Origin of the sequence: Streptomyces roseifaciens (assembly GCF_001445655.1) — a bacterium.
Classification (GTDB): Bacteria; Actinomycetota; Actinomycetes; order Streptomycetales; family Streptomycetaceae; genus Streptomyces; species Streptomyces aureoversilis.
Window position 1 is genome coordinate 266,264 of the sequence record NZ_LNBE01000004.1, and the last position, 21,062, is coordinate 287,325.

General features: G+C 74.5%; 13 protein-coding genes and 1 tRNA gene. 9 read left to right on the forward strand and 5 right to left on the reverse strand.

Going from position 1 to position 21,062, the window contains the following annotated elements; all coding sequences use genetic code 11:
• Positions 1 to 119 precede the first annotated feature (119 nt).
• The 5 genes from AS857_RS18320 (at position 120) to AS857_RS18340 (ending at position 4,921) form a co-directional block, all read left to right on the forward strand.
• Positions 120 to 1,088, forward strand: a complete 969-nt coding sequence (locus AS857_RS18320; protein WP_245700274.1) for a polyprenyl synthetase family protein — start codon at positions 120 to 122, stop codon at positions 1,086 to 1,088.
• A gap of 288 nt (positions 1,089 to 1,376) precedes the next feature.
• On the forward strand, positions 1,377 to 1,658 hold the full coding sequence (locus tag AS857_RS18325) for a chaplin (protein WP_058044390.1): 282 nt from the start codon (positions 1,377 to 1,379) through the stop codon (positions 1,656 to 1,658).
• A 162-nt stretch (positions 1,659 to 1,820) separates the two neighbouring features.
• Positions 1,821 to 3,296: an AlkA N-terminal domain-containing protein gene (locus tag AS857_RS18330; protein WP_058044391.1), complete on the forward strand. Its 1,476-nt coding sequence runs from the start codon at positions 1,821 to 1,823 to the stop codon at positions 3,294 to 3,296.
• An 18-nt stretch (positions 3,297 to 3,314) separates the two neighbouring features.
• Positions 3,315 to 3,806, forward strand: coding sequence for a methylated-DNA--[protein]-cysteine S-methyltransferase (locus tag AS857_RS18335; RefSeq protein ID WP_058044392.1), 492 nt, complete (start codon positions 3,315 to 3,317; stop codon positions 3,804 to 3,806).
• A gap of 2 nt (positions 3,807 to 3,808) precedes the next feature.
• Positions 3,809 to 4,921: a DUF5937 family protein gene (locus AS857_RS18340; RefSeq protein WP_058044393.1), complete on the forward strand. Its 1,113-nt coding sequence runs from the start codon at positions 3,809 to 3,811 to the stop codon at positions 4,919 to 4,921.
• Between the two features lie 19 nt (positions 4,922 to 4,940).
• Here AS857_RS18340 and AS857_RS18345 read toward each other — a convergent pair whose 3' ends face one another.
• The 5 genes from AS857_RS18345 to AS857_RS18365 form a co-directional block, all read right to left on the reverse strand.
• Entirely contained in the window at positions 4,941 to 12,317 is a 7,377-nt protein-coding gene (locus AS857_RS18345; protein WP_058044394.1) for a LamG-like jellyroll fold domain-containing protein, read from the reverse strand.
• A 285-nt stretch (positions 12,318 to 12,602) separates the two neighbouring features.
• Positions 12,603 to 12,851 (reverse strand): hypothetical protein, encoded by a 249-nt coding sequence (locus AS857_RS18350; RefSeq protein ID WP_058044395.1) that lies wholly within the window; start codon positions 12,849 to 12,851, stop codon positions 12,603 to 12,605.
• Complete coding sequence (locus tag AS857_RS18355; protein WP_058044396.1) at positions 12,848 to 13,450, reverse strand: DUF5994 family protein; 603 nt, start codon at positions 13,448 to 13,450, stop codon at positions 12,848 to 12,850. The genes AS857_RS18350 and AS857_RS18355 overlap by 4 nt, the downstream gene beginning before the upstream one ends.
• A 236-nt stretch (positions 13,451 to 13,686) precedes the next feature.
• Positions 13,687 to 14,109, reverse strand: a complete 423-nt coding sequence (locus AS857_RS18360; protein ID WP_058044397.1) for a YjbQ family protein — start codon at positions 14,107 to 14,109, stop codon at positions 13,687 to 13,689.
• Positions 14,110 to 14,280: 171 nt separating this feature from the next.
• Positions 14,281 to 14,353, reverse strand: a tRNA-Arg gene (locus AS857_RS18365).
• 305 nt (positions 14,354 to 14,658) lie between these two features.
• Between AS857_RS18365 and AS857_RS41530 the strand changes: the two genes are divergently transcribed.
• The 4 genes from AS857_RS41530 to AS857_RS18385 all read left to right on the forward strand — a co-directional run bounded on the left by AS857_RS41530 (position 14,659) and on the right by AS857_RS18385 (position 20,955).
• The gene (locus tag AS857_RS41530) at positions 14,659 to 16,278 is read left to right on the forward strand and encodes a dynamin family protein (protein WP_058046887.1); all 1,620 of its coding nucleotides are present in this window, start codon (positions 14,659 to 14,661) and stop codon (positions 16,276 to 16,278) included.
• Positions 16,275 to 18,500, forward strand: coding sequence for a GTPase (locus tag AS857_RS37835; protein WP_245700287.1), 2,226 nt, complete (start codon positions 16,275 to 16,277; stop codon positions 18,498 to 18,500). Before AS857_RS41530 ends, AS857_RS37835 begins: the two co-directional genes overlap by 4 nt.
• A gap of 180 nt (positions 18,501 to 18,680) precedes the next feature.
• On the forward strand, positions 18,681 to 19,151 hold the full coding sequence (locus AS857_RS18380; RefSeq protein ID WP_058044398.1) for a single-stranded DNA-binding protein: 471 nt from the start codon (positions 18,681 to 18,683) through the stop codon (positions 19,149 to 19,151).
• Between the two features lie 268 nt (positions 19,152 to 19,419).
• Entirely contained in the window at positions 19,420 to 20,955 is a 1,536-nt protein-coding gene (locus AS857_RS18385; protein WP_058044399.1) for a Cys-Gln thioester bond-forming surface protein, read from the forward strand.
• The last annotated feature ends 107 nt before the right edge of the window (positions 20,956 to 21,062 follow it).

The window sequence follows — 21,062 nt, forward strand, 5'->3', positions numbered from 1 at the left end:
CCGTCGCTTCCCGAGCGTTCCCGTGGGCAGTCTTCTGGCCGGTCAGGCTCCGCCCCCGGGCGGGGCGCCCGCCCGGCAGGGTCGGTCGCAGGACCGAAACCGATCCAGGGAGGCACACGATGACGACGCAACCCCAGCTGCCCCGCGCGGTGGCGCCCCGGGAGCCGGTTCCCCAGCTCCAGCGCGCCGGGATGCTCGACCGGGTCGAGAAACGGCTGCGCGGCCTCCTCAACGACGAGCACCGGCGCTGGCGCACCGCCGACGCGCGGGGCGCCGGCATCGTGGAGTCCCTCGCCGAACTCGTCGCCGTGGGGGCCGACCGGGTCCGCCCGGTCATCCTCCTCACCGGCTATCTGGCGGCGGGCGGCGACCCGGAGGCGCCCGAGGCCGTCGAGGCCGCCGCCGCCCTCGAACTCCTCGACACCTGCACCCTCATCCGCAGCGACGTGCGCGACAACGCCGCCCTGCGCCGCGGCATCCCCACGCTGCACGTCAGCCGCGCCGCCGAGCACGAGCGCAACGGCTGGGCCGGCGAGCCCCGGCGCTTCGGCGAGTCCACCGCCACCCTGGCCGGCGACCTCTCCCTCTCGCTCGGCGACCGGCTCCCCGCCCGCCTGCCCGCCGCCGCGTGGCAGATCTGGGACGACATGCGCACCGAGCGCGTGATCGGCACCTACGCACACGAGGCGATGGCCGCCGAATACCTCGACGACCCGTGGCCCGGGCGGTGCATATCGGGCTGCGACCGGGGCTGCACGGCGGGCTGGTACGCCCTGCGGCACCCCCTCCGGCTGGGCGCGGCGCTCGCCGGCCGGAGCGACCTCGACACCGCCTACGACGCCTACGCCCGCTCGCTGCACGCCGCGTGGCGGCTGCGCGGCTTCCTCGACGGCGGCCCCGAGTACGACTGGGACGCGGAGCTGCTGCGGGAGATCCTCCTGGAGCGCGAGGAGCGCGGCATCGCCGAGCGCCTCATCCGCGAGCTGGTGGACCGGGCGTCGCGGACCGCGGCCTCCTCGCGGCTGGCCGACGGGTGGTGCGAGGAGCTGACGGCCTTCGCGGTGCGGATGGCGGCGGAGCGGGGGTAGGCGGCGGCGGGGGTGGACGGCGGCGGGACGAGCGGGCGGCGTGGACGGTGGGGAGGCGCTGCGCCGTACGGGGAATTCCGCCCGGGAATTACCGCGGATTTCTGTGTGGCGTATGCATGGACGGGATCGCGGAAAGGACGGGCCGCCGGGGGAGAAAGGCGGTCACCCATCCGCACCATGTACGAAACCTTTGCGAGCACCGGGCGTTGAAAAGCACACCCCGGCCCTTACCGGTCGGGCGCCCCCCAGTTCGACCGAGCAAGATCAAGCAGCAAAGGTGTCTCCCCCATGTCACGAATCGTCAAAACGGCTGCCCTGACCGCCACCGTCGGTGCGGCGCTCGCGGGTCTCGCCGGCCACGCGCTCGCCGACGCGGGCGCCAAGGGCGTGGCCGCCGGTTCCCCGGGCGTCATCTCGGGCAACGTCATCCAGGTCCCGATCCACGTCCCGATCAACCTCTGCGGCAACACGATCAACATCGTCGGACTGCTGAACCCCGCCTCCGGCAACACCTGCGTCAACGCCTCCGGTGGGCACGGCGGGTACGGGCACGGCGGGTACGGACACTAGGAGACGAAGGGCGGTCCCCGGGGTGCCCCCGCCCCGGGCCGCCGCCTCGGCGTGGCGCCCCGATCCCGTCGCGGGCGCCACACCCGTTCTCCTCGAGGGCACCCGACGTGGATGTCGGATTTCCGCGAGATCCGGGGCGGGCCGTCCGCCAATACTGGCGGCATGCACAACGACGTGGACCGGTGCGTCCGGGCCGTACAGTCCAAGGACGCCCGCTTCGACGGGTGGTTCTTCACCGCGGTGACGACCACGCGGATCTACTGCAGGCCGAGCTGCCCCGTGGTGCCGCCCAAGCCGCAGAACATGACCTTCTACCCGAGCGCGGCCGCCGCGCAGCAGGCCGGCTTCCGCGCCTGCAAGCGCTGCCGCCCCGACGCGAGCCCGGGCTCGCCGCGCTGGAACGAGCGGGCCGACCTGGCCGCCAGGGCCATGCGCCTGATCGCCGACGGGGTCGTGGACCGCGAAGGGGTGCCCGGCCTCGGGGCGCGGCTGGGGTACAGCACCCGCCAGATCGAGCGGCAGCTCGTCGCCGAGCTGGGCGCCGGCCCGCTCGCCCTGGCCCGCGCCCAGCGGGCGCAGACGGCACGGCTGCTGATCGAGACGACGCCGCTGCCGATGGGGGAGGTGGCCTTCGCCGCCGGCTTCGCCAGCATCCGCGCCTTCAACGACACCGTGCGGGAGGTCTTCGGGCTCTCCCCGAGCGAGCTGCGGGCCCGCGCCGCCGGCCGCGCCCGCCCGGCGCCCGCGACGACCGGCACGGTCTCCCTGCGGCTGCCGTACCGCGCGCCGCTCTTCCCGGACAACCTGTTCGGGCACCTGGCGGCCACCGGGGTGCCGGGCACCGAGGAGTGGCGGGAGGGCGCCTACCGCTGCACGATGCGGCTGCCGAACGGGCACGGCATCGCCACCCTCCGCCCGGCGGACGGGCACATCGGCTGCCGGCTGGCCCTGACCGACCTGCGTGACCTGGCCGCCGCGGTCAGCCGCTGCCGCCGCCTCCTGGACCTCGACGCCGACCCCGAGGCCGTCGACGGCCTCCTCGCCGGGGACCCGCTGCTCGCCCCGCTCGTCGGGCGCGCCCCGGGCCGCAGGGTGCCGCACACCGTGGACCCCGCGGAGTTCGCCCTGCGCGCGGTGCTCGGCCAGCAGGTGTCCACGGCGTCGGCCCGTACCCTCGCCGCCCGCCTGGTGACCGCCCACGGCACGCCCGTCGAGGACCCGGAGGGCGGCCTGACCCACCTGTTCCCCGCGCCCGCGGACCTGGCCGCACTCGACCCGGAGACGCTCGCCATGCCCGGCACCCGCCGCCGGACGTTCACCGCCCTCACCGCCGCCCTGGCCTCCGCGGAGCTCGACCTCGGCCCCGGCAGCGACTGGCAGCGGGCCCGCGAGCAGCTCGCCGCACTGCCCGGGATCGGCCCCTGGACCGTCGAGACGATCGCCATGCGCGCCCTCGGCGACCCGGACGCCTTCGTCGCCACCGACCTCGGCGTCCGCCTGGCCGCCGGCGCCCTGGGGCTGCCCGCCACCCCCGCGGCCCTCACCCGCAGCTCCCGGGCCTGGCAGCCGTGGCGCGCGTACGCCGTCCAGCACCTGTGGGCGACCGGCGACCACGCCATCAACCGCCTTCCGGCCTGATCGTCACCGAGGAACACCATGACCGACCGCACCCACACCCTGATGGACAGCCCGTACGGCCCCCTGACCCTGGTGGCCACCGGCGGCAGGCTCTCGGGCCTCTACATGGAGGGCCAGCGCCACCGGCCGCCCCAGGAGACCTTCGGCGACCCCGACCCGGCCCCCTTCGCCCGCGTACGCGAACAGCTGGAGGAGTACTTCGCCGGCAGCCGCACCGGGTTCGACCTCCCCCTCGCCCTGGCCGGGACCGACTTCCAGCGCACCGTCTGGAACGCCCTCCTGGAGATCCCGTACGGCGAAACCGTCTCCTACGGCCTGCTGGCCGCCCGCATCGGCCGCCCGTCCGCGGCCCGGGCCGTGGGCCTGGCCAACGGCAAGAACCCCGTCGGCATCATCGTCCCCTGCCACCGCGTCGTGGGCGCGACCGGCGCCCTCACCGGCTACGGCGGGGGCCTCCCGCGCAAACGGCGTCTGCTCGATTTCGAACGAGCAGGCATCATGACGTCGTGAGCGTGAGCATAAACATCGCAGGGCTGCCTCGGGAACGGATCGTCTTCGAGACCTCGCCGCTGGGCGAGTTGTGCCTCGCCCTGCACGCGCTGGCCGAGCCCGGCCACCACCCGGGGCTGACGGGCTGGGTCACGGCGACGGCCGCCGCGCTCCGGCCGGACCTCGCCGACCGCCTGCAGGAGGCCGACTTCCTGTGGCGCACCACGTTCTCCGACCTCTTCATGCCCTTCGCCGGGCTGCGCGGCGGCGCCGTCAGCCCGGGGGCCACCCTGGCCGACGAACTGGACCTGCTGGACCGGCTGGACGACGAGCAGTTCGTCACCACCGCCCTGGAGTTCTCCTGCCTCGCCCTCTACAACGAGGGCGGCCCCTCGGCGCTCACCGACCGGGCCGCGCGCACCCGCGCCCTGGAGCAGGCCGCCGCCCGCGGCCCCCGGCAGGTGGAGTTCACCGAGCGCCTGCTGAAGGACCCCGCCTCCGTACGGGCCTGGGTGCGGCGGCTGTTCGAGGACTGCGACGACGCGTTCTTCGCGGACATCTGGCAGCGGATCGAGCCCCGCCTGGCCGCCGACGCCCGGCACAAGACGGAGCTGCTGCGCCGCAAGGGGCTGCGCGAGGCCCTGGCCGACGTCTCCCCGGCCCTGGTCCTGGAGGACGGCGGCACCCGCATCAGGGTCGACAAGCTCGCCGAGGGAAGGACCACGGCGCTGGATCCCGCCGTGGGGCCCGGCCTGACGTTCGTGCCCTCGCACTTCGGCTGGCCGCACCTGATGGTCCTGCACCGGCCCGCGTGGCGCCCGGTCGTCCACTACCCGGTCGGTTCGCACGAACTGCCCGCGCCCACCTCGGTCGACCTGCTCAAGCTGCGCCTGGAAGCGCTGGCCCACCCCGTGCGGATGCAGGTGTGCCGCAGCACGGCCCGCACCGCGCACACGACGGGGGAGCTGGCCGGCGTCCTGGGCCTCAGCGCGCCGGAGGTCTCCCGGCACCTGTCGGTGCTGAAGAAGGCCGGGCTGATCACCGCCCGCCGCCGGGGCCGCTACGTCCTCTACCAGCTGGACGTCAGGGCGGTGGCGCGCCTCAGCAGCGACTTCCTGGAGGGAATCCTGCGCTGAGGCGCGGCCACCTGCGGCATCAGCTCTCGACGCCGTAGTACTGCGCGAGGAAGCCGATCACCTCCTCCGCGTGCGGGCTCAGCTCCGGCAGGTGCGCCGCGAGGGCGCTGCGCACGGCCCCGGCGAGCTCGGCCCGTCCGGTGGCCGCGCCCTTGACGTACGGGTCGAGGCGCCGGACGAGCTCGTAGTTGCTCTCCAGGTCGAGCTGACGCATCGTCCGCTCCAGCGGGGCGGCGCCGTCGGCCGGGACGGGCGGCAGCAGCCTGCTGACGAACGTGACGCGGTGCATCACGCGCCAGCACGGCGGCTTGCGGTCCGACTGCCGGGCCCGGCGCAGCGCGGCCGCGTTCGGGTCGGCGCCGTTCTCCAGCCAGGCCGGGTCGACGACCTTGTGGAAGAACGTGTCGAAGTGCTCGGTGTCCTCGCCGAGGTAGAAGCTGAGGAACCGGTACGCGTCCACCTTGCCCGGCGCGTTGACGGGCTTGCCGTCGGAGTCGAAGACCGGCTTGCGGTTGGCGTCGTACTGCTGGACGTTGCCCGACGGCGAGCAGGTGACGTTCAGCCCGAAGGAGCGCGTCGCCTCCTTGCCCCGCGCCCGGGTGACGGACAGGCCGCCGCCGACCGACGCGTCGAGCTGCGCGTTGACCCCGATGCCCATCACGTCGAAGGACGTGCCCACGGAGGCGCCCACGGAGCCGGACAGCGAGTACGAGCCGGACGTCGTCTCGCTGACGGCGTCGGTCGTCTCCGTCGTCTCGGCGAAGAAGCCGCCGTCCGCCGTCCAGACGTAGGTGTTGACCAGGTCGCGGCGCGAGAAGCCCGCACCGGCGGAGCTGCCCGCGGTCTCCCGCCCCTTGCCGGGCGAGGTGTCGCCGCCGATCGCGCCGCCCAGCACCCGGCCGGCCCGCTCGGCGGTGGGGTCCGGGGCGTGGGTGTCGGTGGAGACCGACTCGTAGTAGCCGCGCAGCCGCTGCTGCTCGCGCTGGATGCGCCGCTTGATCGCGTACGCCTCGCGCGGCTTGTAGTAGCTGTACTCGCCGTGGTCGCGGCCGCCCGCGTAGTCGGGGTCGAGGACCCGGCCGCGCTCGTCGAAGCCGATCGTTCCGTCGAGCGTGCCCTGCTTGGTGTAGCGGGGGTTGAGGGGGAACGGGACGACGTTCCAGTCCTTGGGGATGTCCGGGTTGGGCTGGATGCGGTAGGCGACCAGGGTGCCGCTGTGCGCGAGCCGCAGCGCGAAGACGTCCGCGGTCTGGGACTGGACCAGGGCGAAGCCGGTGTTGACGGGGACGTAGCGGCGGCCCAGGGCGGGGTTGAGGGGCTTGAGCGGGTCCTCCCAGCTGCCCGACAGGTCGACCTTCATCGCACGGGCGGTGTTCTCGCCCTGGGAGACGGCCGTCTCGTCGGCCCAGCTGTTGGAGAACTCCAGGCTGCCGCGCACGCCCACCGACACCTTGGCCTTCGCCATGGACTTGGCCACGCCGAAGCCCAGCGGCGCGGCGATCATCCACATGTCGACGTCGACCTCGTTGGAGAGGGCGAAGCCGAACGCCGCGTCGACGCTGCGCTCCTTGGCCGACGACAGCGAGTGGACGACCTGGTCGGCCTGGGTGAACTCCACCGAGGCGACGCCGTCGTAGGTCGCGCGGTCGGGGTCGACCGTGTTGGGCGTGAGGTTCTCCGAGGGCACCGGCGGGGCGCCCTCCACGTAGCCGACCAGCTGCGGGTCGAACTGCACCTGGCTGACCCACTCGCTGACGAGGTCGCCGACCTTGTAGCCGGTGACCAGGTGCCAGCGGCCGTCGCGCAGGTAGCCGTACGCCCGCTTGAGGACGCCGAACGCCTCGCCCTTGACGGTGTACTGCATGTCCGCGTACTCGGCGACGGCCGGCGCGCCCGAGACCGTCTCGTGGAACGGCGTGCGCATCGCGGCGAGCGCGGAGCGGACCTGGGCGGTGTCGCTGGAGACGGGGGCGGTGGACAGGACGGCGGCGGGCCGGGCGGGGGCGGCGCGCAGCGCCAGGTGGTTGCCGCGCAGCCCCTCGTCGCGCACGAGGTCGGCCGCCTCGTCGGTGGAGGCCCGGTCGAAGGACCAGTAGGCGATCAGGTCCTCCTTCTCGCCCCTGAGGCGGGTGAAGAGGTTGTCGAGGACCTGCTCCTGGGTACGGGCGGTCCGCCAGATCCGCACCTCCTCCAGGACGCCGTGGAAGGGCTGCCCGGCCTTGCCGTCCTTGAGCCGGGCGCCGAGGGAGAGCTGGGCGTCGCCGTGGTCCGCGAAGTCCGCGTCCGCGACGCCGGCGGGCTCCAGGGGGTCGCAGGCCACCGAGACGCCGTTGCGGTAGAGGCGGAAGAGGCTGCCGCGCGGGTCGGGGTTGGCCGTCCAGCGGGCCCCGCGCAGCCGGGCGGCGTGCGAACCGGTGGTGTCGGCCGCGGTGTTGCCCGCGTTCTCCTCGAACCGCCAGTGCGTCGTCAGCCCGCGGTCGCGCGCCGAGACGGGCGTGCCGAGCTGTGCCGCGTCGCGCGCCACGCCCCACAGCCGCGCCTCGGAGACGACGCCGGTGAAGGAGTGCGTCTCCAGGCCGTCCCGGGCGCGGCCGATGTCGAGCGTGCCGGTGTTGCCCTTGGGACCGGGCCCCTCGTAGCGGGCGGTGCCGGCCTCGCGGCCGTCGACGAAGAAGCGGATGTCCTGCCACTCCTGGAGGTCGACGGACTCCACGAGCTCCACGGTCTGCCTGACGGGCCTGCCGTCGGCGCCCGCCGCGGTGATCTCCTTGGAGCCCTTGCGCTCCTGCATCGACCGGCCGCCCTTGCGGACGACGGCGATCCGGTGGAACGTTCCGGCGGTGAGGCTCTCGGTGGAGGCGAACCGCACGAGCTTCCCGTCCGGCTCCTCGAAGCCGAACTCCAGCCGCCCGTCGGGCAGGACGAGCAGCCGGTACGGGACGCTGCCGCCCGCCCCGTCGGCGGCACGCCCCTTGGAGAGCAGGCCCTGGGGGGTGCCCAGGGCGTCGACGCGGCAGAACACCTCCACGGTGAGGTCGCCGGTGACGTCGAGCGCGTCGTTGTCGGGCACCTCCAGGTACGCCCCGTCGGCGAGCCCGACCGCCCACGACTGCTCGTAGGCGGCGGCCAGGTGGGTCCACTCGCGCAGGGGGAAGGAGGCGCGGGTGGCGGTGAGGCGGTTGCCCACGGCGGCGACGATGCGGTAGCCGGGGGTCTCGCCGGCGGTGAGCGCCTCGGGGGCGGTGGCCGTGGTGACGGTGCCGCGCAGGGTGACGGCGCAGTGCTGCGGCGAGCGGTCGGTGACGACCGGCTTCCCGTCGGGCCCGGAAGCCGGCCCCGTGCAGGACCAGCAGCCCCAGAGGCCGTCCTCGTCGCCCTTGAGCCGCGTCCCCATCCGCGCACGGATCTCGGTTGCGGTACGGGCGGTGGCCCACAGCCGCACCTCGTCCATCTCGACGCGCGCGTAGTCCGGGATCCAGCCGGCGTGGGAGCTGCCGAAGCTGAAGGGTCCGGATCCCCGGTACTCGCGCGTCGCCGTGCGCCGGGCCACCTCCGCGCCGTCCCGGTAGATCACCTGCTCACGGGAGGCCTTGGTGAAGACGCACGCCCAGTGGTGCCAGGCGGTGTCGGTGTACTTCTCCTTCGTGTCGAGGTCGTCCCCGTAGAAGGCGAAGGTGAAGGCGCCGTCCGCGCGGAAGCCGATGTGCAGGGAGGAGCTGTCGGCGGCGTGGGACGTGCCGTGGCCGACCACGATCTGCGGGCGGCCGTCGGGGGCCGCGGGCCGCCGCGCCCAGAACTCGACCGTGAAGTCGCCTGCGGACACGTCGAGCTGCGTGTCCGTGACGGCGACGCCGCTCTTTCCGTCGAAGGACAGCGCGGGGGTCGCGGGCGGCGCGGGCGGGGCCAGCAGGGTGAGGGAGAACGGGTTGTCGCCGGTGTTGGCGTGGACGACGCGGGCCGCTCCCCGCACCCGCTCGGGGTTGACCCACGCCTCCAGGGTCAGGTCGCCCGTCGCGGCGGCGCGGTCCAGCTGCCCGTCCATGGTCAGGACGTTCTGCCGGCCGTCGAAGGCGTACGCCCGGCCGGGCTTGTCCGCGCGCCAGCGGGGGCCGTGACCGGTGACGAGGTCGGGCACGGCGCCGAGCGGCACCTCCTGCGCCCGGCCCGGGTCGACGACCAGGAGCCGGGAACCGGCCGACAGCGGCACACCGGGCCGGTTGCTCTCGGCCTGCTGCGCGTAGTCGTACGCCTGGCCCGCCGCACCGTTGACAGCGGCGGCGAAGCCGGCGGCCCGGCGCGGCAGCCGGCGCCAGATCTCGCTCTCCTTGCCGCGCCGGATCGTCAGCTCGCACAGCCCGGCGTCGCCGACGTCCATGATCTGGATGGTCAGGCCGGCGAGGTCGGTGCCCGCGTCCCGGGCGGCGAACGTCATCGCCGTGCCGTCGGGACCGGCGAGCTGCCGGGTGGCGCGGGAGACGAGGGTGTCGTAGTACGTCGCGAAGAACTGCCCGTCGGCGCCCCGGAAGTACAGCACGACGCTGCCGGTGGCGCTGTCCAGCAGGTACGGGCGGTCGGCGCCGCGGGCGAACTCCAGCAGGGCGCCGGAGGAGCTGAGGCCGGTCCGGTCGACGGAGAGCTGCGGCATCGGCAGGGCGATGTCGTCCGCGCCCTTGAGGCCGCCGGTGAGGCGCGCGAGCTCCTCGCGCTTGGCGGTCAGCTCGGCCTGGATGACGGCGAGCTCCCGCTGCAGCCGGCCGATCTTCTCCTGGCCGGCGTCGGCCTCGCGCAGCCGGGCCTCGGCGAGCGCGAGGCGGTCGTGCTGGCTCTGGATCCCGGAGTCGTACCCGCGGGGCCGGAGCCGCTCCATGACGACCGCCGCCTCGCCGCTCGCGGTGACCGTGCCGAGGTCGTACTGGACCACCCGGTCGCGGTGGATGCGGTCGATGGCGCTGATCGCCTTGCCGCTGTAGCGGTTGACGAGGGCCGAGTGGCCGTCGCCGAGGTCGCGCACGGTGAAGTGGCTGTTCCAGCCGCTGATGTTGCGCCGCCACAGGACCAGCTCGGCGCCGTTGTCCCGGCTCTCGTCGCGGACGTGCACGTCGAGCTCGCCCGCCTCGTTCATCATGAAGTAGAGGGGGTAGCCGTCGTGGGTGCCGCCGTGATCGACGAAGTGCCAAACGGCGGTCGCGTCGTCCTTGTTCGTGGTCCTGACCAGCGGGGCCTCGTTCTGGAGCCGGCCCGACACCGCGAGGTACAGGTCCTGGCCGTCGCGCTGCTGCTTGAACCGCACGCGCCAGAACCACGCCAGCATGTTGTTGTCCAGCCGGCTCTTGAGCGCGTCGCGCTCCTCACGCGCCTGCTGCGCGTCCGCGGTCTGCGACGCCAGCCGCGCGATCTCCGTCTCCTTGCCCGCGGCCTCCCGGTCCAGCTCCCGGACCTGGGCGTCCAGCCGGCTGATCGCCTCGACGTCCCCGCTGGCCTCCGGTGCCGCGAGCACCGGCAGCGCCAGCTCGTCCGGCACCTGCGCGAGGCGCCCGTCCCGGCCGACGCCGAAGTCGACGGTGGCCGCGTACGCCTCGCCGGTGGCGGCACCGGTCTTCGGGTCGGGCCCGGAGGTGGCGTACGACAGGAGCACGCGCGCCTGGCGCTTGGCGGGCTTGGGCTCCTGCCCGTAGCCGACGGCGGTCTCCTCCTGCTGGTGGTAGAGGACCGCGGACAGGCCGGAGACGACCGCGCGGCCGGTCACGGCGAAGCTGTCACGCCGGACGCCCGGGTGGTCGCCGACGGGCGCCTCGGACGTCACCCACTTCGGGTCGCCGACGAGCTCGCCGTGGCGGGCGCCGTCGGTCTGGTCGTGCAGGCGGGTGCCGGAGCCCTCGTCGAAGCGGTAGTAGGCGACGAGGCCGGGGTCGTTGCCGACGAGGCGGACGGCCTTGTCGCGCTTGAGCTCGTCGGAGGTCCGGGCGCGGTCCCAGATCCGCACCTCGTCGAGCTCGGCGCGGGCGCCCTGGGCGAGTGCGCGGCCCAGCAGGAGGGGGCCGGTGCCGGTGTAGCCGGACTCCGTGGCGCGGCTGCCGGCCTCCTCGCCGTCGCGGTAGACGGTCTGCCGGCGGGCCCCGTGGTCGTAGACGCAGGCCCAGTGGTGCCAGGAGGTGTCCGTGACCGGGCCGTCGGCGTTGAGGTCGTCGGCGTAGAAGGCGAAGGTGAAGCGGTCGTCCTCGCGGAAGCCGATGTGCAGGGACTTGCGGGGAGCGCCCGCCTCGTCGCCGTGACCGACGAGGAACTCCTGGCGGCCCGTCGCCGTGCGCCGCGCCCAGAACTCGACGGTGAAGTCGCGGCCGGCCAGCTCCGGCCCCTCGGCGACGCGCACGTGCGCATCGCCCTCGCCGAAGGCCAGCGCGGTCTCCGCGTGCCCCTCCGTGCTGACCACGGGTATCAGTGGCTGCCCGGTGAACGGGCAGGTGCCGGGGGAGCGTTCGTATACGGCGTCGCGGTGCGCCGGGTCGGGGCTCGTCCAGGCCTGGGTGCCCTGGAGGTTGAACAGCCCGTCGCGGCCCTGCTCGACGTTGAAGGAGTCGATCCGGCCGGTGGCGTCGTTGTGCGCGAAGACCTGCCAGCGCTGCTGTCCGTGCACGGCGGTGGGGACCATCAGCGCGGCGAACCGGCCGCCGGAGAGGTTCCGTACGAACGACAGCTCCTGGGTCGGCTCGCGGAAGGGACGCCCCTCCATGTCCGTCGTACCCAGGCTGTCCTTGGCCGAATCCGGCCGGTCCTTGTGCCGGCTGCGCCGGTAGCGGGCCTCCAGTACGGGCTTCAGCTCCCCGCCGACGAGCAGGAAGCGGTCGCACAGCAGCGTGTCCGCGACGAGCGGGATCTTCGCGCCGTCGCGGTCCTTCGCATAGTCCGTACGGTCCGGGTCCCCGGACGACGCCCCGCCTGCCAGCTTGTGCACCGCGTCGGGGTGACCGGCGCCCACGGACTGGCGCAGCACCACGATGTGGGTGCCGTCGGACAGCGCGTGGAAGGGGGCGAGCTCGGTGAGCCTGGCCGTCGTGGACAGGAACGGGTCCGTCTCGTCCGCGCCCAGCCGCTCGCCGGGCGCGGCCTCGACCCTGCCGCCGCGCTTGACCGCGGGCAGCGCGGTGGCGCCCACGGCCGCGAAGCCCACGTCCGTGACCTCCGACGGGAAGGGCAGCGGCAGGGGGTTCTCCGACCAGTAGGCCGCGTCGAGTTCCCCCCTGGCCTCGTCGTGCCGCGCCAGGTCGAGGACCGTGTAGACGAGCCGCCGCCGGTCGTCCATGGCCAGGGCGACCGTGGTGCCCTGGTGCCGCACGGTGGTGGTGTGCACGTAGGAACGGTCGCTGTAGACCTTTAACAGATGCTGCTCGCCGGACAAGGCGTGTCCTCCAAGTGGTGCGGCCGGGGAGGCCGTGAAGCGGTGAGATCGGGCAAGAGTCGGGGAAGAGTCGGGGACACCCCCGCTGACCTGCGCCGCTCCCCGTCCGCGAGCGCAGCGATCACACGATTTACCGGCGCGAATCCCGCGTCAAGGAACGCTTTCCGCCAGCCGGTCCGGAAACAGGACCCACAGGACCCACCGGGGCCGCGGGGCGGGAGGGAAGCGAAAACGCCCCTCCCGGCTGGGAGGGGCGTGGGCGCCCGGCGTTTCCTGTCCGGGCCGCTATTCCGTGGTGCCGCGGCAGAGGCCCTCGACGCGGAACCACAGGCCCGGGGCGTAGACCGCATGGACGACGGCTTCCTCCCCTCTCGTGACCCGCAGGATCCTCAGGGTCCCGCCGGGAAGCACGTCGTATTGGTACGTGATCTCGGAATTGCCCTCGGCGGTGTCGTCGTAGGAGATGTCCGCCGTACGGTCGTTCGCGTATTCCTGCGGCGGACGATTTTCCACCAGTTTGATGAAGACGCTCATGGATGGTCCTTGCGTGAGCTTTCCCCTCCGGGACGAGGGGAGGCCGCGGGGTCCACCGGGTTCGGAGGCCCGGCCGGTTTCCCGGCCGGTGGGGACGCGTGCCCGCCCTCGGTCTCCCACTCCTCTTCGCGGCCCCGTGACTCCGTCGCGTCGCCGGCCGTTCGCTCGTCCTCCATCAGCCTGCTCGCGGTGAGGAGGCCTCCGGGGGTGGTCGCGGCGGACATCAGCCGGGCGGCTGCGGCCGGGTCGGTCTCCGGCGGGATGATCAGCAGGTCCAAGCGGTCCGCGCTGTAGGAGAACAGGAGGAGCTTGTGCGGGTCCTGCTCATTCGCGAACCACCCCACGTGCACCGTGTGTCCGGTGACGGCAACCGTGCGCGGGATCACGGGCCAGAAGGCCGGATTCACCGTGACGCGGGTGACCCGCCCCCAGGAGTGGTCCAGCCTCTCCGCCAGCGCGGGGAGCTCGCGGGAGAGGTCCCGCGAGCGAGGCCACCAGGCGCCGTCCAGAAGCCCCGACGCCGTCCCCGGCGTCAGGGACAGGCGAGCGGGCGGCGAAGGGGCGTCGTCGGTGGTCGTACGGTCGATGGCGGCAACCATGATGCGAACCTGCCCCCGGGCTCGTCGTCGACTGCCCGGCACCGTGACTCGCCGGGAACGACACCCGCATGGAGGCCGGTGTGCGAAGTGTTCCCGGTTTCTCCACCCTACTCCGGCAGGCGGTCCGCAGACCCTGCGCGACCAGGCAACGTCACCCGGGCCGGACAGATCCTCATCGACGCCGGAGGCACCCGGAGGCGCCCGGCGGACCCGAACGCCGGGGCGACGGCCCGGGGTCAGCCGAGGAAGGACAGCCGGACCCGGCGATCGGCGCCGCCTTGATCGGCGGTCACCAGGACGACGGACTGGGAGGTCCCCAGCTCCAGCTCACCGCCGACCACGGGCAGCGTGGCGTGGGGTGGGACCAGAGCGGGGAGCATGCGATCAGGGCCGGAGCCCGTACCTCCGTGACGGTCCTGCCCGGGGTCGTCCGCGGGAAGAACCACACGGAGGGCCGCCAGCAGGTCGTTGTCGCTGCCCGCGCCGGTCTCGATGACAGCCAGACCGGATGTCGCGTGCGGGGTGAAGACGTTCAGCAGCCCGTCCCGCCCGTGAGCGACCTCCCGGAGGAACGCGGAGCACGCGTTCGTCAGGTCGTGCATGGTCTCGGCGGAGCCGGTCGTAACGTCGACGGTGCGGGTGGTGAAGGTGCCGGTCATGGTTCACCAGTACCCGCTGCACGGGAGGAGTGCTGACGGCTGGACGGGTTGTTCCGCCGGGACTCCGGTCGCCGGAGCTGCCCCCCCCGTGACGTCCTCGGCCACCCGCCGAACCTCATCCGACCAGCAAAAACGCCCCTCCCGGAGGAGGGGCGTGCGGTGTGGAGCGAGCGCCCCCGGCAGGACTCGAACCTGCGGCCAAGCGCTTAGAAGGCGCCTGCTCTATCCACTGAGCTACGGGGGCCGGTGTGTGCGGCGGTCGCGGACGGCTGAAGCCCCGGGCTCGGTGGTGCCGTGACCTTGCCGGGGACAAGGATAGGGCTCCGCTCACCTCGTCCCGGTTGCTTCACCTCCGTGCCACGATGTGGAGGTTTAGTGAAGCGGTCCTGATAATCGCAGGCGGGTACGAATCTTGCACCGTTTTTCACGCCCCAGGCGACGGGTGTTGTGTACTCGTTATGCCTGAGCCCCGTGCGCCACGCCTCGCGCGCCATGGCCTATACGCTTCAAAATCACACCAGAATTGGGCATTCTGCACGTGTGGCGACCTTGGAAGTACGGCCCCGACTGCTCGACGCACTGTCCGCACTGCGTGACCGTGTCGACGCCGCACGCTTCCCCCTCCCCCTTCCCGGCGCCGCCCGCGCCCGCCGAAACCGTGCCGAACTCCTGGCGCAACTCGATGACTACTTGGTGCCCCGCCTGTGCGCCCCCGAAGCGCCGCTCCTCGCCGTCGTCGGGGGATCGACCGGGGCGGGCAAGTCCACCCTCGTCAACTCCCTGGTGGGACGACGGGTCACCGAGGCGGGGGTCCTGCGGCCGACGACCCGTACGCCTGTGCTGGTCTGCCACCCGGACGACCACCACTGGTTCGCGGGGCAGCGGGTGCTGCCCGAGCTGCGCCGCGTCTGGGTGCCCGCCCAGGACGTCACCACCCTCTACGACACCGACCCCGACGGCCGCCGCAGCGACGAGGACGCCGCCGCCGAACCCCCCTCCCTGCGCATCGAGACCGACCGCGCCATGCCGCCCGGCCTCGCCCTCGTCGACGCCCCCGACATCGACTCCCTCGTCGCGCGCAACCGCGAGCTCGCCGCCGAGCTGATCTGCGCCGCCGACATCTGGGTGCTCGTCACCACCGCGACGCGGTACGCGGATGCGGTGCCCTGGCACCTGATGCGCACCGCCAAGGAGTACGACGTCACGCTCGTCACCGTGCTCGACCGCGTGCCCCACCAGGTCGCCACCGAGGTCTCCCGGCACTACGGCGCGCTGCTGGCGGCCGCGGGCCTCGGAGACGTGCCGCGCTTCACCATCCCCGAGCTCCCCGAGTCCGCGGGCGGCGGCACCGGGCTGCTGCCCGACACCGCCGTCGCGGGACTGCGCGGCTGGCTCCACCAGCGCGCCCAGGACCCCGCCGCCCGCGCCGTGGCCTCCGCCCGCACCGTCGCCGGGCTGCTGGCCTCCCTGGCCTCCCGGCTGCCCGGGCTCGCCGGTGCCGCCGCCGTCCAGCACGCCGCCGCCGTCCGGCTGATGCAGCGCGTGGAGGACGCCTACGCGAGGGCCTCGGCGCGCGTGCGGTCCGGGGTCGCCGCCGGGGAGACCCTCGCGGGCGACGCCCTCACCCACTGGCACGGCCACCCCGACGACAGCACCTCCGACGAGCTGCTCGGCGCGCTCACGGCCTCCCTCGCCGCCCTGGTCGGCTGCGCCGTCGCCGCCGCAGACGAGGAGGTCGCGGCGGCCTGCACGGGCGACCCGGCCGCGGACGCCGTCCTCGCCCCGCGCGACCCGGACGGGGCCGTCGGCCGGATCGGCGTCGCCGTGCGCCGCTGGCGGCGCTGCCTGGAGGAGCTCGCGGAGGAGGAGGTGCGGGCCGCCGAGAAGGGCGCCGGCGTCGACGCCGACCGGGCCGCCGCGCTGCTGGCCGCCGCCCTGCTGGGCGGCGGGACCGCCCGCGCGGCCGGCGAGAGCCTCGCCGAACTGCTCGGCGCCCAGGGCGCCCTGCGCCTGCGCGACCGCGGCGGGCAGCTCCTGGCCGAGTGCCTCGGCGGCGTGCTCGACGCCGAGCGCGACCGCCGCACCGCCCCGCTCGAAGCCCTCGACGTCACCCCCGACCACCAGGTCGAGCTCATCGCCGCGCTGTCCGTACTGCAGAGGGAGAGGTGACCACCGTGCGCCCCGCCGACCAATCCGCCGATCGATCTGCCGACCGATCCGCCGACCGGCGTGCCGGAACCCGGGACGAACGGTCCGCCGGCCGCCGCCCCGCCCCCGACACCGCCACCTCCGCGGGCAGCTGGGACGACGGCCTCATCGCCCGCCGCGCACGGCCCGACCGCCCCCCGCGCGCGGGCAGCGCACCAGAGGCGCGCAACGCGCCCCCGCCGCGCCCGGAGACCCTCCCGCGCCCTCCCGCCGTACCCGTGCCGCACCCCGGCGCGGCCGTCCTGCGCCCCCGCCTGGACGCCCTGCGCGAGCTCGTCGGGCTCTCCCGGGCGCGGCTGGACCGGCGCACGCTCGCCGAGGCCGGGCGGGTCCTGGACGAGGCCGTCGCCCGGCAGCGCCACCCGCTCGACCTCACCGTCGTGGCCATCGCCGGAGCCTCCGGAAGCGGCAAGTCCACCCTGTTCAACGCGCTGGCCCGGGCCCAGCTGTCGGAGGCGGGCGTGCGCCGCCCCACCACCGCCGCGCCCGTGGCCTGCGTGTGGACGGAGGAGCCCGAGCGCGCGGACGGCGTCCTCGACCGGCTCGGCATCCCCGCCCGCTCGCGGAGGCAGCCCGTCCGCCCCTACGACCCGGCCCTGAACGGGCTCGTCCTGCTCGACCTGCCCGACCACGACTCGGCCAGCCCCGGCCACCGCGAGCAGGTGGACCGGCTCCTCGGGCTCGTCGACGCGGTGATCTGGGTCGTGGACCCGGAGAAGTACGCGGACGCGGTCCTCCACGAGCGCTACCTGCGGCCCCTCGCGGGCTACGCCGAGGTGTCGTTCATCGTCCTCAACCAGGTCGACCGGCTGGGCACGGACGCCGCCGACCAGGTCCTCGACGACCTGCGCCGCCTCCTGGACGACGACGGCATCGCCCTCGGCGAGCACGGCGAGCCCGGCGCCGAGGTCCTGGCCCTGTCGGCCCTCACGGGCGACGGCGTCGGGGAACTGCGCGAGATCCTCGGCAAGTTCACGGCGTCGCGGGGCGCGGCGCTGCGGCGCCTGACGGCCGACGTGGACGGGGTCTCGGCGCGGCTGCGCGGCGCGTACGTGGCGGACGGGCGGCCGGGGCTGACGGAGTCGGCGCGGCACGAGTTCGAGGACCGGCTGGCCGAGGCGGTGGGCGCCCAGGCGGCGGGGCTGGCCGCGGAACGCGCCTGGCTGCGGGACGCCGGACGGGCCTGCGGGACGCCGTGGACGCGGGCCCGGCAGTGGTGCGTACGCGGCCGCGCGGCGAGGAAGGCCGCGGGAGGGGCTGCGGCCGGGGCTGGCGGTACGAGTACGGGCACGAGGACGGGCACAGGCAGGGGTTCGGTCGCGGGTGCGGGTTCGGGCGCGGATCCGAAGGCGGGGGCGGAGGGGAAGTCCGGCGCGGCTGTCCCTGCGCCCGCATCCCCGTCCCTCTCCCTCCCCGCGGCTGCAGGGGCGGGCACGGACGCTGCCGGATCCGCCGCGCCCCCCTCCCGCGCCGTGTCCCGCCCGCTCGTGGAACAGGCCGTACGCGCCCTGGCCTACGAGGCGTCCGCGGGGCTCCCCGACCCCTGGGCCCTGGCCGTGCGCGAGGCGGCCCGGCGCGGGGCCGAGGGGCTGGCGGAGGCCCTGGACGCGGCGTCCGCCGCCGCTGCGGCCGCGATGGCCGGCGCCGGGGCGCCCGGGCGGCCGGGGATGTGGCGCACGGGCGCCCGCCGGGCGAGCGCGTGGTGCACGGGCGTGGGCCGCCCGGTCGCCCCGCCGGCGGCCGGCGGGGATTCCTCCGGGCGGACCGGTTGGCGCACCGGCGGGCGGCTCGTCGGCGGGCGGCGTGCACGCGGAGGCGGTGCGGCCCGGCCGATCCGGCCCGGGTGGTGGGCCGTGGCAGCCGCGGTGCAGTGGGTGCTGTCGGCGCTGCAGGCCGTCGCCGCGGCATGGCTGCTCGGGGTGCTGACCGGCAGCTGGGGCGGCGACTGGTGGGTGCCGGGGCCGCTGCTGGCGGGCGGCGTCGCGGGCGGGCCGGCCCTGGCCTGGTGCTGCCGCGCGATGGCGCGCGGGCCGGCGCGCCGGTACGGGCTGGAGACGGAGCGGCGGCTGCGCAACGCGGCCGCTGGCTGCGGGCGGGAGCGGGTGCTGGAGCCCGTGGCGGCGGAGCTGCTGCGGTATCAGGAGGTGCGCGCCCAGTACGTGATCGCGGCGGGCGAGGCGTGAGGGAGGCGGAGTTCTCCGTGTGAGCCCGTGAGGGTGACCCGGTTCTCCACAACCGGCTCCTGATCCACAGCCCCCGGCGGGATGCCGCGTGCGCAGGCAGCATGGCCTCACGAAGCACCGAGCACGAAGCACAAGGTGTGAGGCACGAAGCAGGTTCCGGAACGGGGGAGGGCGGTCCGTATGAACGAGACGCTGGTGACGGTCGTGGGAAACGTCGCGACGGAGCCGGACTACCGGGAGGCGGCGAACGGCTCGCCGTCCTCGCGGTTCCGCCTGGCGGCGACGGTGCGCCGCTGGGACCGGTCCAAGGAGGAGTGGACGGACGCGTACACGAGCTTCTACACCGTGTGGGCGTGGCGCGCGCTCGCGGCCAACGTGGTGGCGTCGCTGGACGTGGGGGAACCGGTCGTGGTGCAGGGCAAGTTGCGCATCCGCGAGGAGGAGCGCGAGGGGAAGCGGTGGCTGTCGGCGGAGATTGACGCGGTGTCGGTCGGCCACGACCTGAGCCGCGGGACGTCGGTGTTCCGCAGGGTGTCGCCGGCGAGGGCGCTGCCGGCGGAGCCGTCCGCTCCGGCATCCGCTCCGTCACCCGCTCCGGCCGTTCCGGATCCGGCGGCCGTCCCCGCCGGTGCGGAGCCGCCGCCCTTCTGAAATGGTCGGTTTGTCCCGGTGATTTATCGATATTGCCAGGTCAGGCCGCGTTTCCCGGTAACGATTCCGATTCGGATCGATTGAGCGGCCCCTCCCATGGGGATGGTGTCGCGCTCGCTCTTTAAGATCACGTTCACAGCAACGTGCCACGGGGGGCCGCGGCGGCGTCACTACGGCCGCGCGCGACGGCGTGCAACGGGGGCTTCTGAGTCGTGAGTTCGGTGGCGAGGCGCGCCGACTTGTTCTGCGTTCGCCCGGAAGGAAGTCGATGATTTCTGTCAGGAGGCGGGGAGCCGCCCGCCTTGCCGCAGCCGCCCTGGCGACGGGACTGGCCGCGGTGGGCACGATAGCCGCGGCGGGCCCCGCCGCCGCGGACGACGCGCCGCAGAACCCGGGGGGCGTCGCGGCCACGCTCGGCGGCATCACCGCCGGCTCGGGCGCCGTGGTGCACGACCGGCGCAAGACGGGCGAGGTCCCCGCGGGCCTGTTCGAGATGAAGGTCGACGGGGGCGGGACGCTGCAGACGTACTGCATCGACATCCTCACCAACCGGGTGGACGGCGCGCGCTACCGCGAGGTCGGCTGGGGCGAGTCGTCCCTGCACGCCAACAAGGACGCGGGGAAGATCCGCTGGATCCTCCAGCACTCCTACCCGCAGGTGAACGACCTCGCCGCGCTCGCCAAGGACGCCGGCACGGGCCCCCTCGACGCGAACACCGCCGCCGCGGGCACCCAGGTGGCCATCTGGCGGTACTCGGACGGCGCCCAGGTCGACGCCAAGGACCCGGCCGCCGAGAAGCTCGCCGACTACCTCTACAAGAGCGCGAAGGACGTCGACGAGCCCGAGGCGTCCCTGACCCTGACGCCGCCGGCGCTCTCCGGCAAGCCCGGCCGGAAGCTCGGCCCGGTCGCCGTGCGGACCACGGCGAGCAGTGTCACCATCACTCCTTCAGGTGATGCCGTGGCCCGGGGCGTGAAGATCGTCGACAAGGACGGCAAGCCCGTCGCCTCCACCGGCAACGGCGGCGAGTTCTACGTGGACGTCCCCGCGGGCGCCCCCGACGGCTCCATGTCGCTGAAGGCCACGGGCGCCGCCAAGGTCCCGGTCGGCCGGGTCCTCATCGGCGACCACACCACGACCCAGACGCAGATCCTGGCCGGCTCCAGCGAGAGCGCCGTCTCCGCGGGCGCCACCGCGCACTGGACGGGCAAGGGCGCCGCCCCGGCCCTGTCCGCCCGGAAGAACTGCGCCAAGGGCGGCGTCGACGTCACCGCCGACAACCAGGGCGACGCCCCCTTCACCTACGAGCTGGCCGGCAGGAAGCACACCGTCGCGCCCGGCAGGTCGGAGACCACCCTGGTGAAGGTCGGCGAGGACCGCGCGTACCGGTTCACGATCACGGGCCCGGGCGGCCTGTCCAGGACCTTCGCCGGGATCATGGACTGTGCGACCTCCGCCGCCACCGCGGCCGCGGCCCCCGCGGGCGGCACCGCGGGACCCGGCCCGGAGTCCGGTCCGGTGTCCGGCGCCGCGGGCGGCGGCGACGGCGGGGGCGGGGGCGCCGGGGACGACGGCGGCACCGCGGACGACGGCACCAAGGCCACCCTGGCCTCCCGCATGAGCCCGGCGTCGACGGGCGGGGGCTCCGGCAAGGCGACCGCCGTCCGGGCCGACGGGGACCTGGCCGCGACCGGCGGCAGCCACACGACGCCCACGATCGCGGGCATGGCGATCGCCCTGATAGTCGCAGGCAGCGGCGCGGTCTACCTCCTGCGCCGCGAACGGGCGGCCTCCGGGGACTGAGCGACCGGCGGGGCGCCGCGGGGCCTCAGGGCCCCGTGGTGTCCGCCCGGGATCGGGCCGCGTCCATATCGGGTTTCCGCCCCGGGCGTCCGGTGCGGCAAGATGGG

Excerpts from the sequence above, each read along its gene's own strand:
- AS857_RS18330 (WP_058044391.1), top strand. The coding sequence starts at position 1,821 with ATGCACAACGACGTGGACCGGTGCGTCCGGGCCGTACAGTCCAAGGAC.
- AS857_RS18325 (WP_058044390.1), top strand. The coding sequence starts at position 1,377 with ATGTCACGAATCGTCAAAACGGCTGCCCTGACCGCCACCGTCGGTGCG.
- AS857_RS18335 (WP_058044392.1), top strand. The coding sequence starts at position 3,315 with ATGACCGACCGCACCCACACCCTGATGGACAGCCCGTACGGCCCCCTG.
- AS857_RS18350 (WP_058044395.1), bottom strand. The coding sequence starts at position 12,851 with ATGAGCGTCTTCATCAAACTGGTGGAAAATCGTCCGCCGCAGGAATAC.
- AS857_RS18360 (WP_058044397.1), bottom strand. The coding sequence starts at position 14,109 with ATGACCGGCACCTTCACCACCCGCACCGTCGACGTTACGACCGGCTCC.
- AS857_RS18355 (WP_058044396.1), bottom strand. The coding sequence starts at position 13,450 with ATGGTTGCCGCCATCGACCGTACGACCACCGACGACGCCCCTTCGCCG.
- AS857_RS18385 (WP_058044399.1), top strand. The coding sequence starts at position 19,420 with ATGATTTCTGTCAGGAGGCGGGGAGCCGCCCGCCTTGCCGCAGCCGCC.
- AS857_RS18320 (WP_245700274.1), top strand. The coding sequence starts at position 120 with ATGACGACGCAACCCCAGCTGCCCCGCGCGGTGGCGCCCCGGGAGCCG.
- AS857_RS18380 (WP_058044398.1), top strand. The coding sequence starts at position 18,681 with ATGAACGAGACGCTGGTGACGGTCGTGGGAAACGTCGCGACGGAGCCG.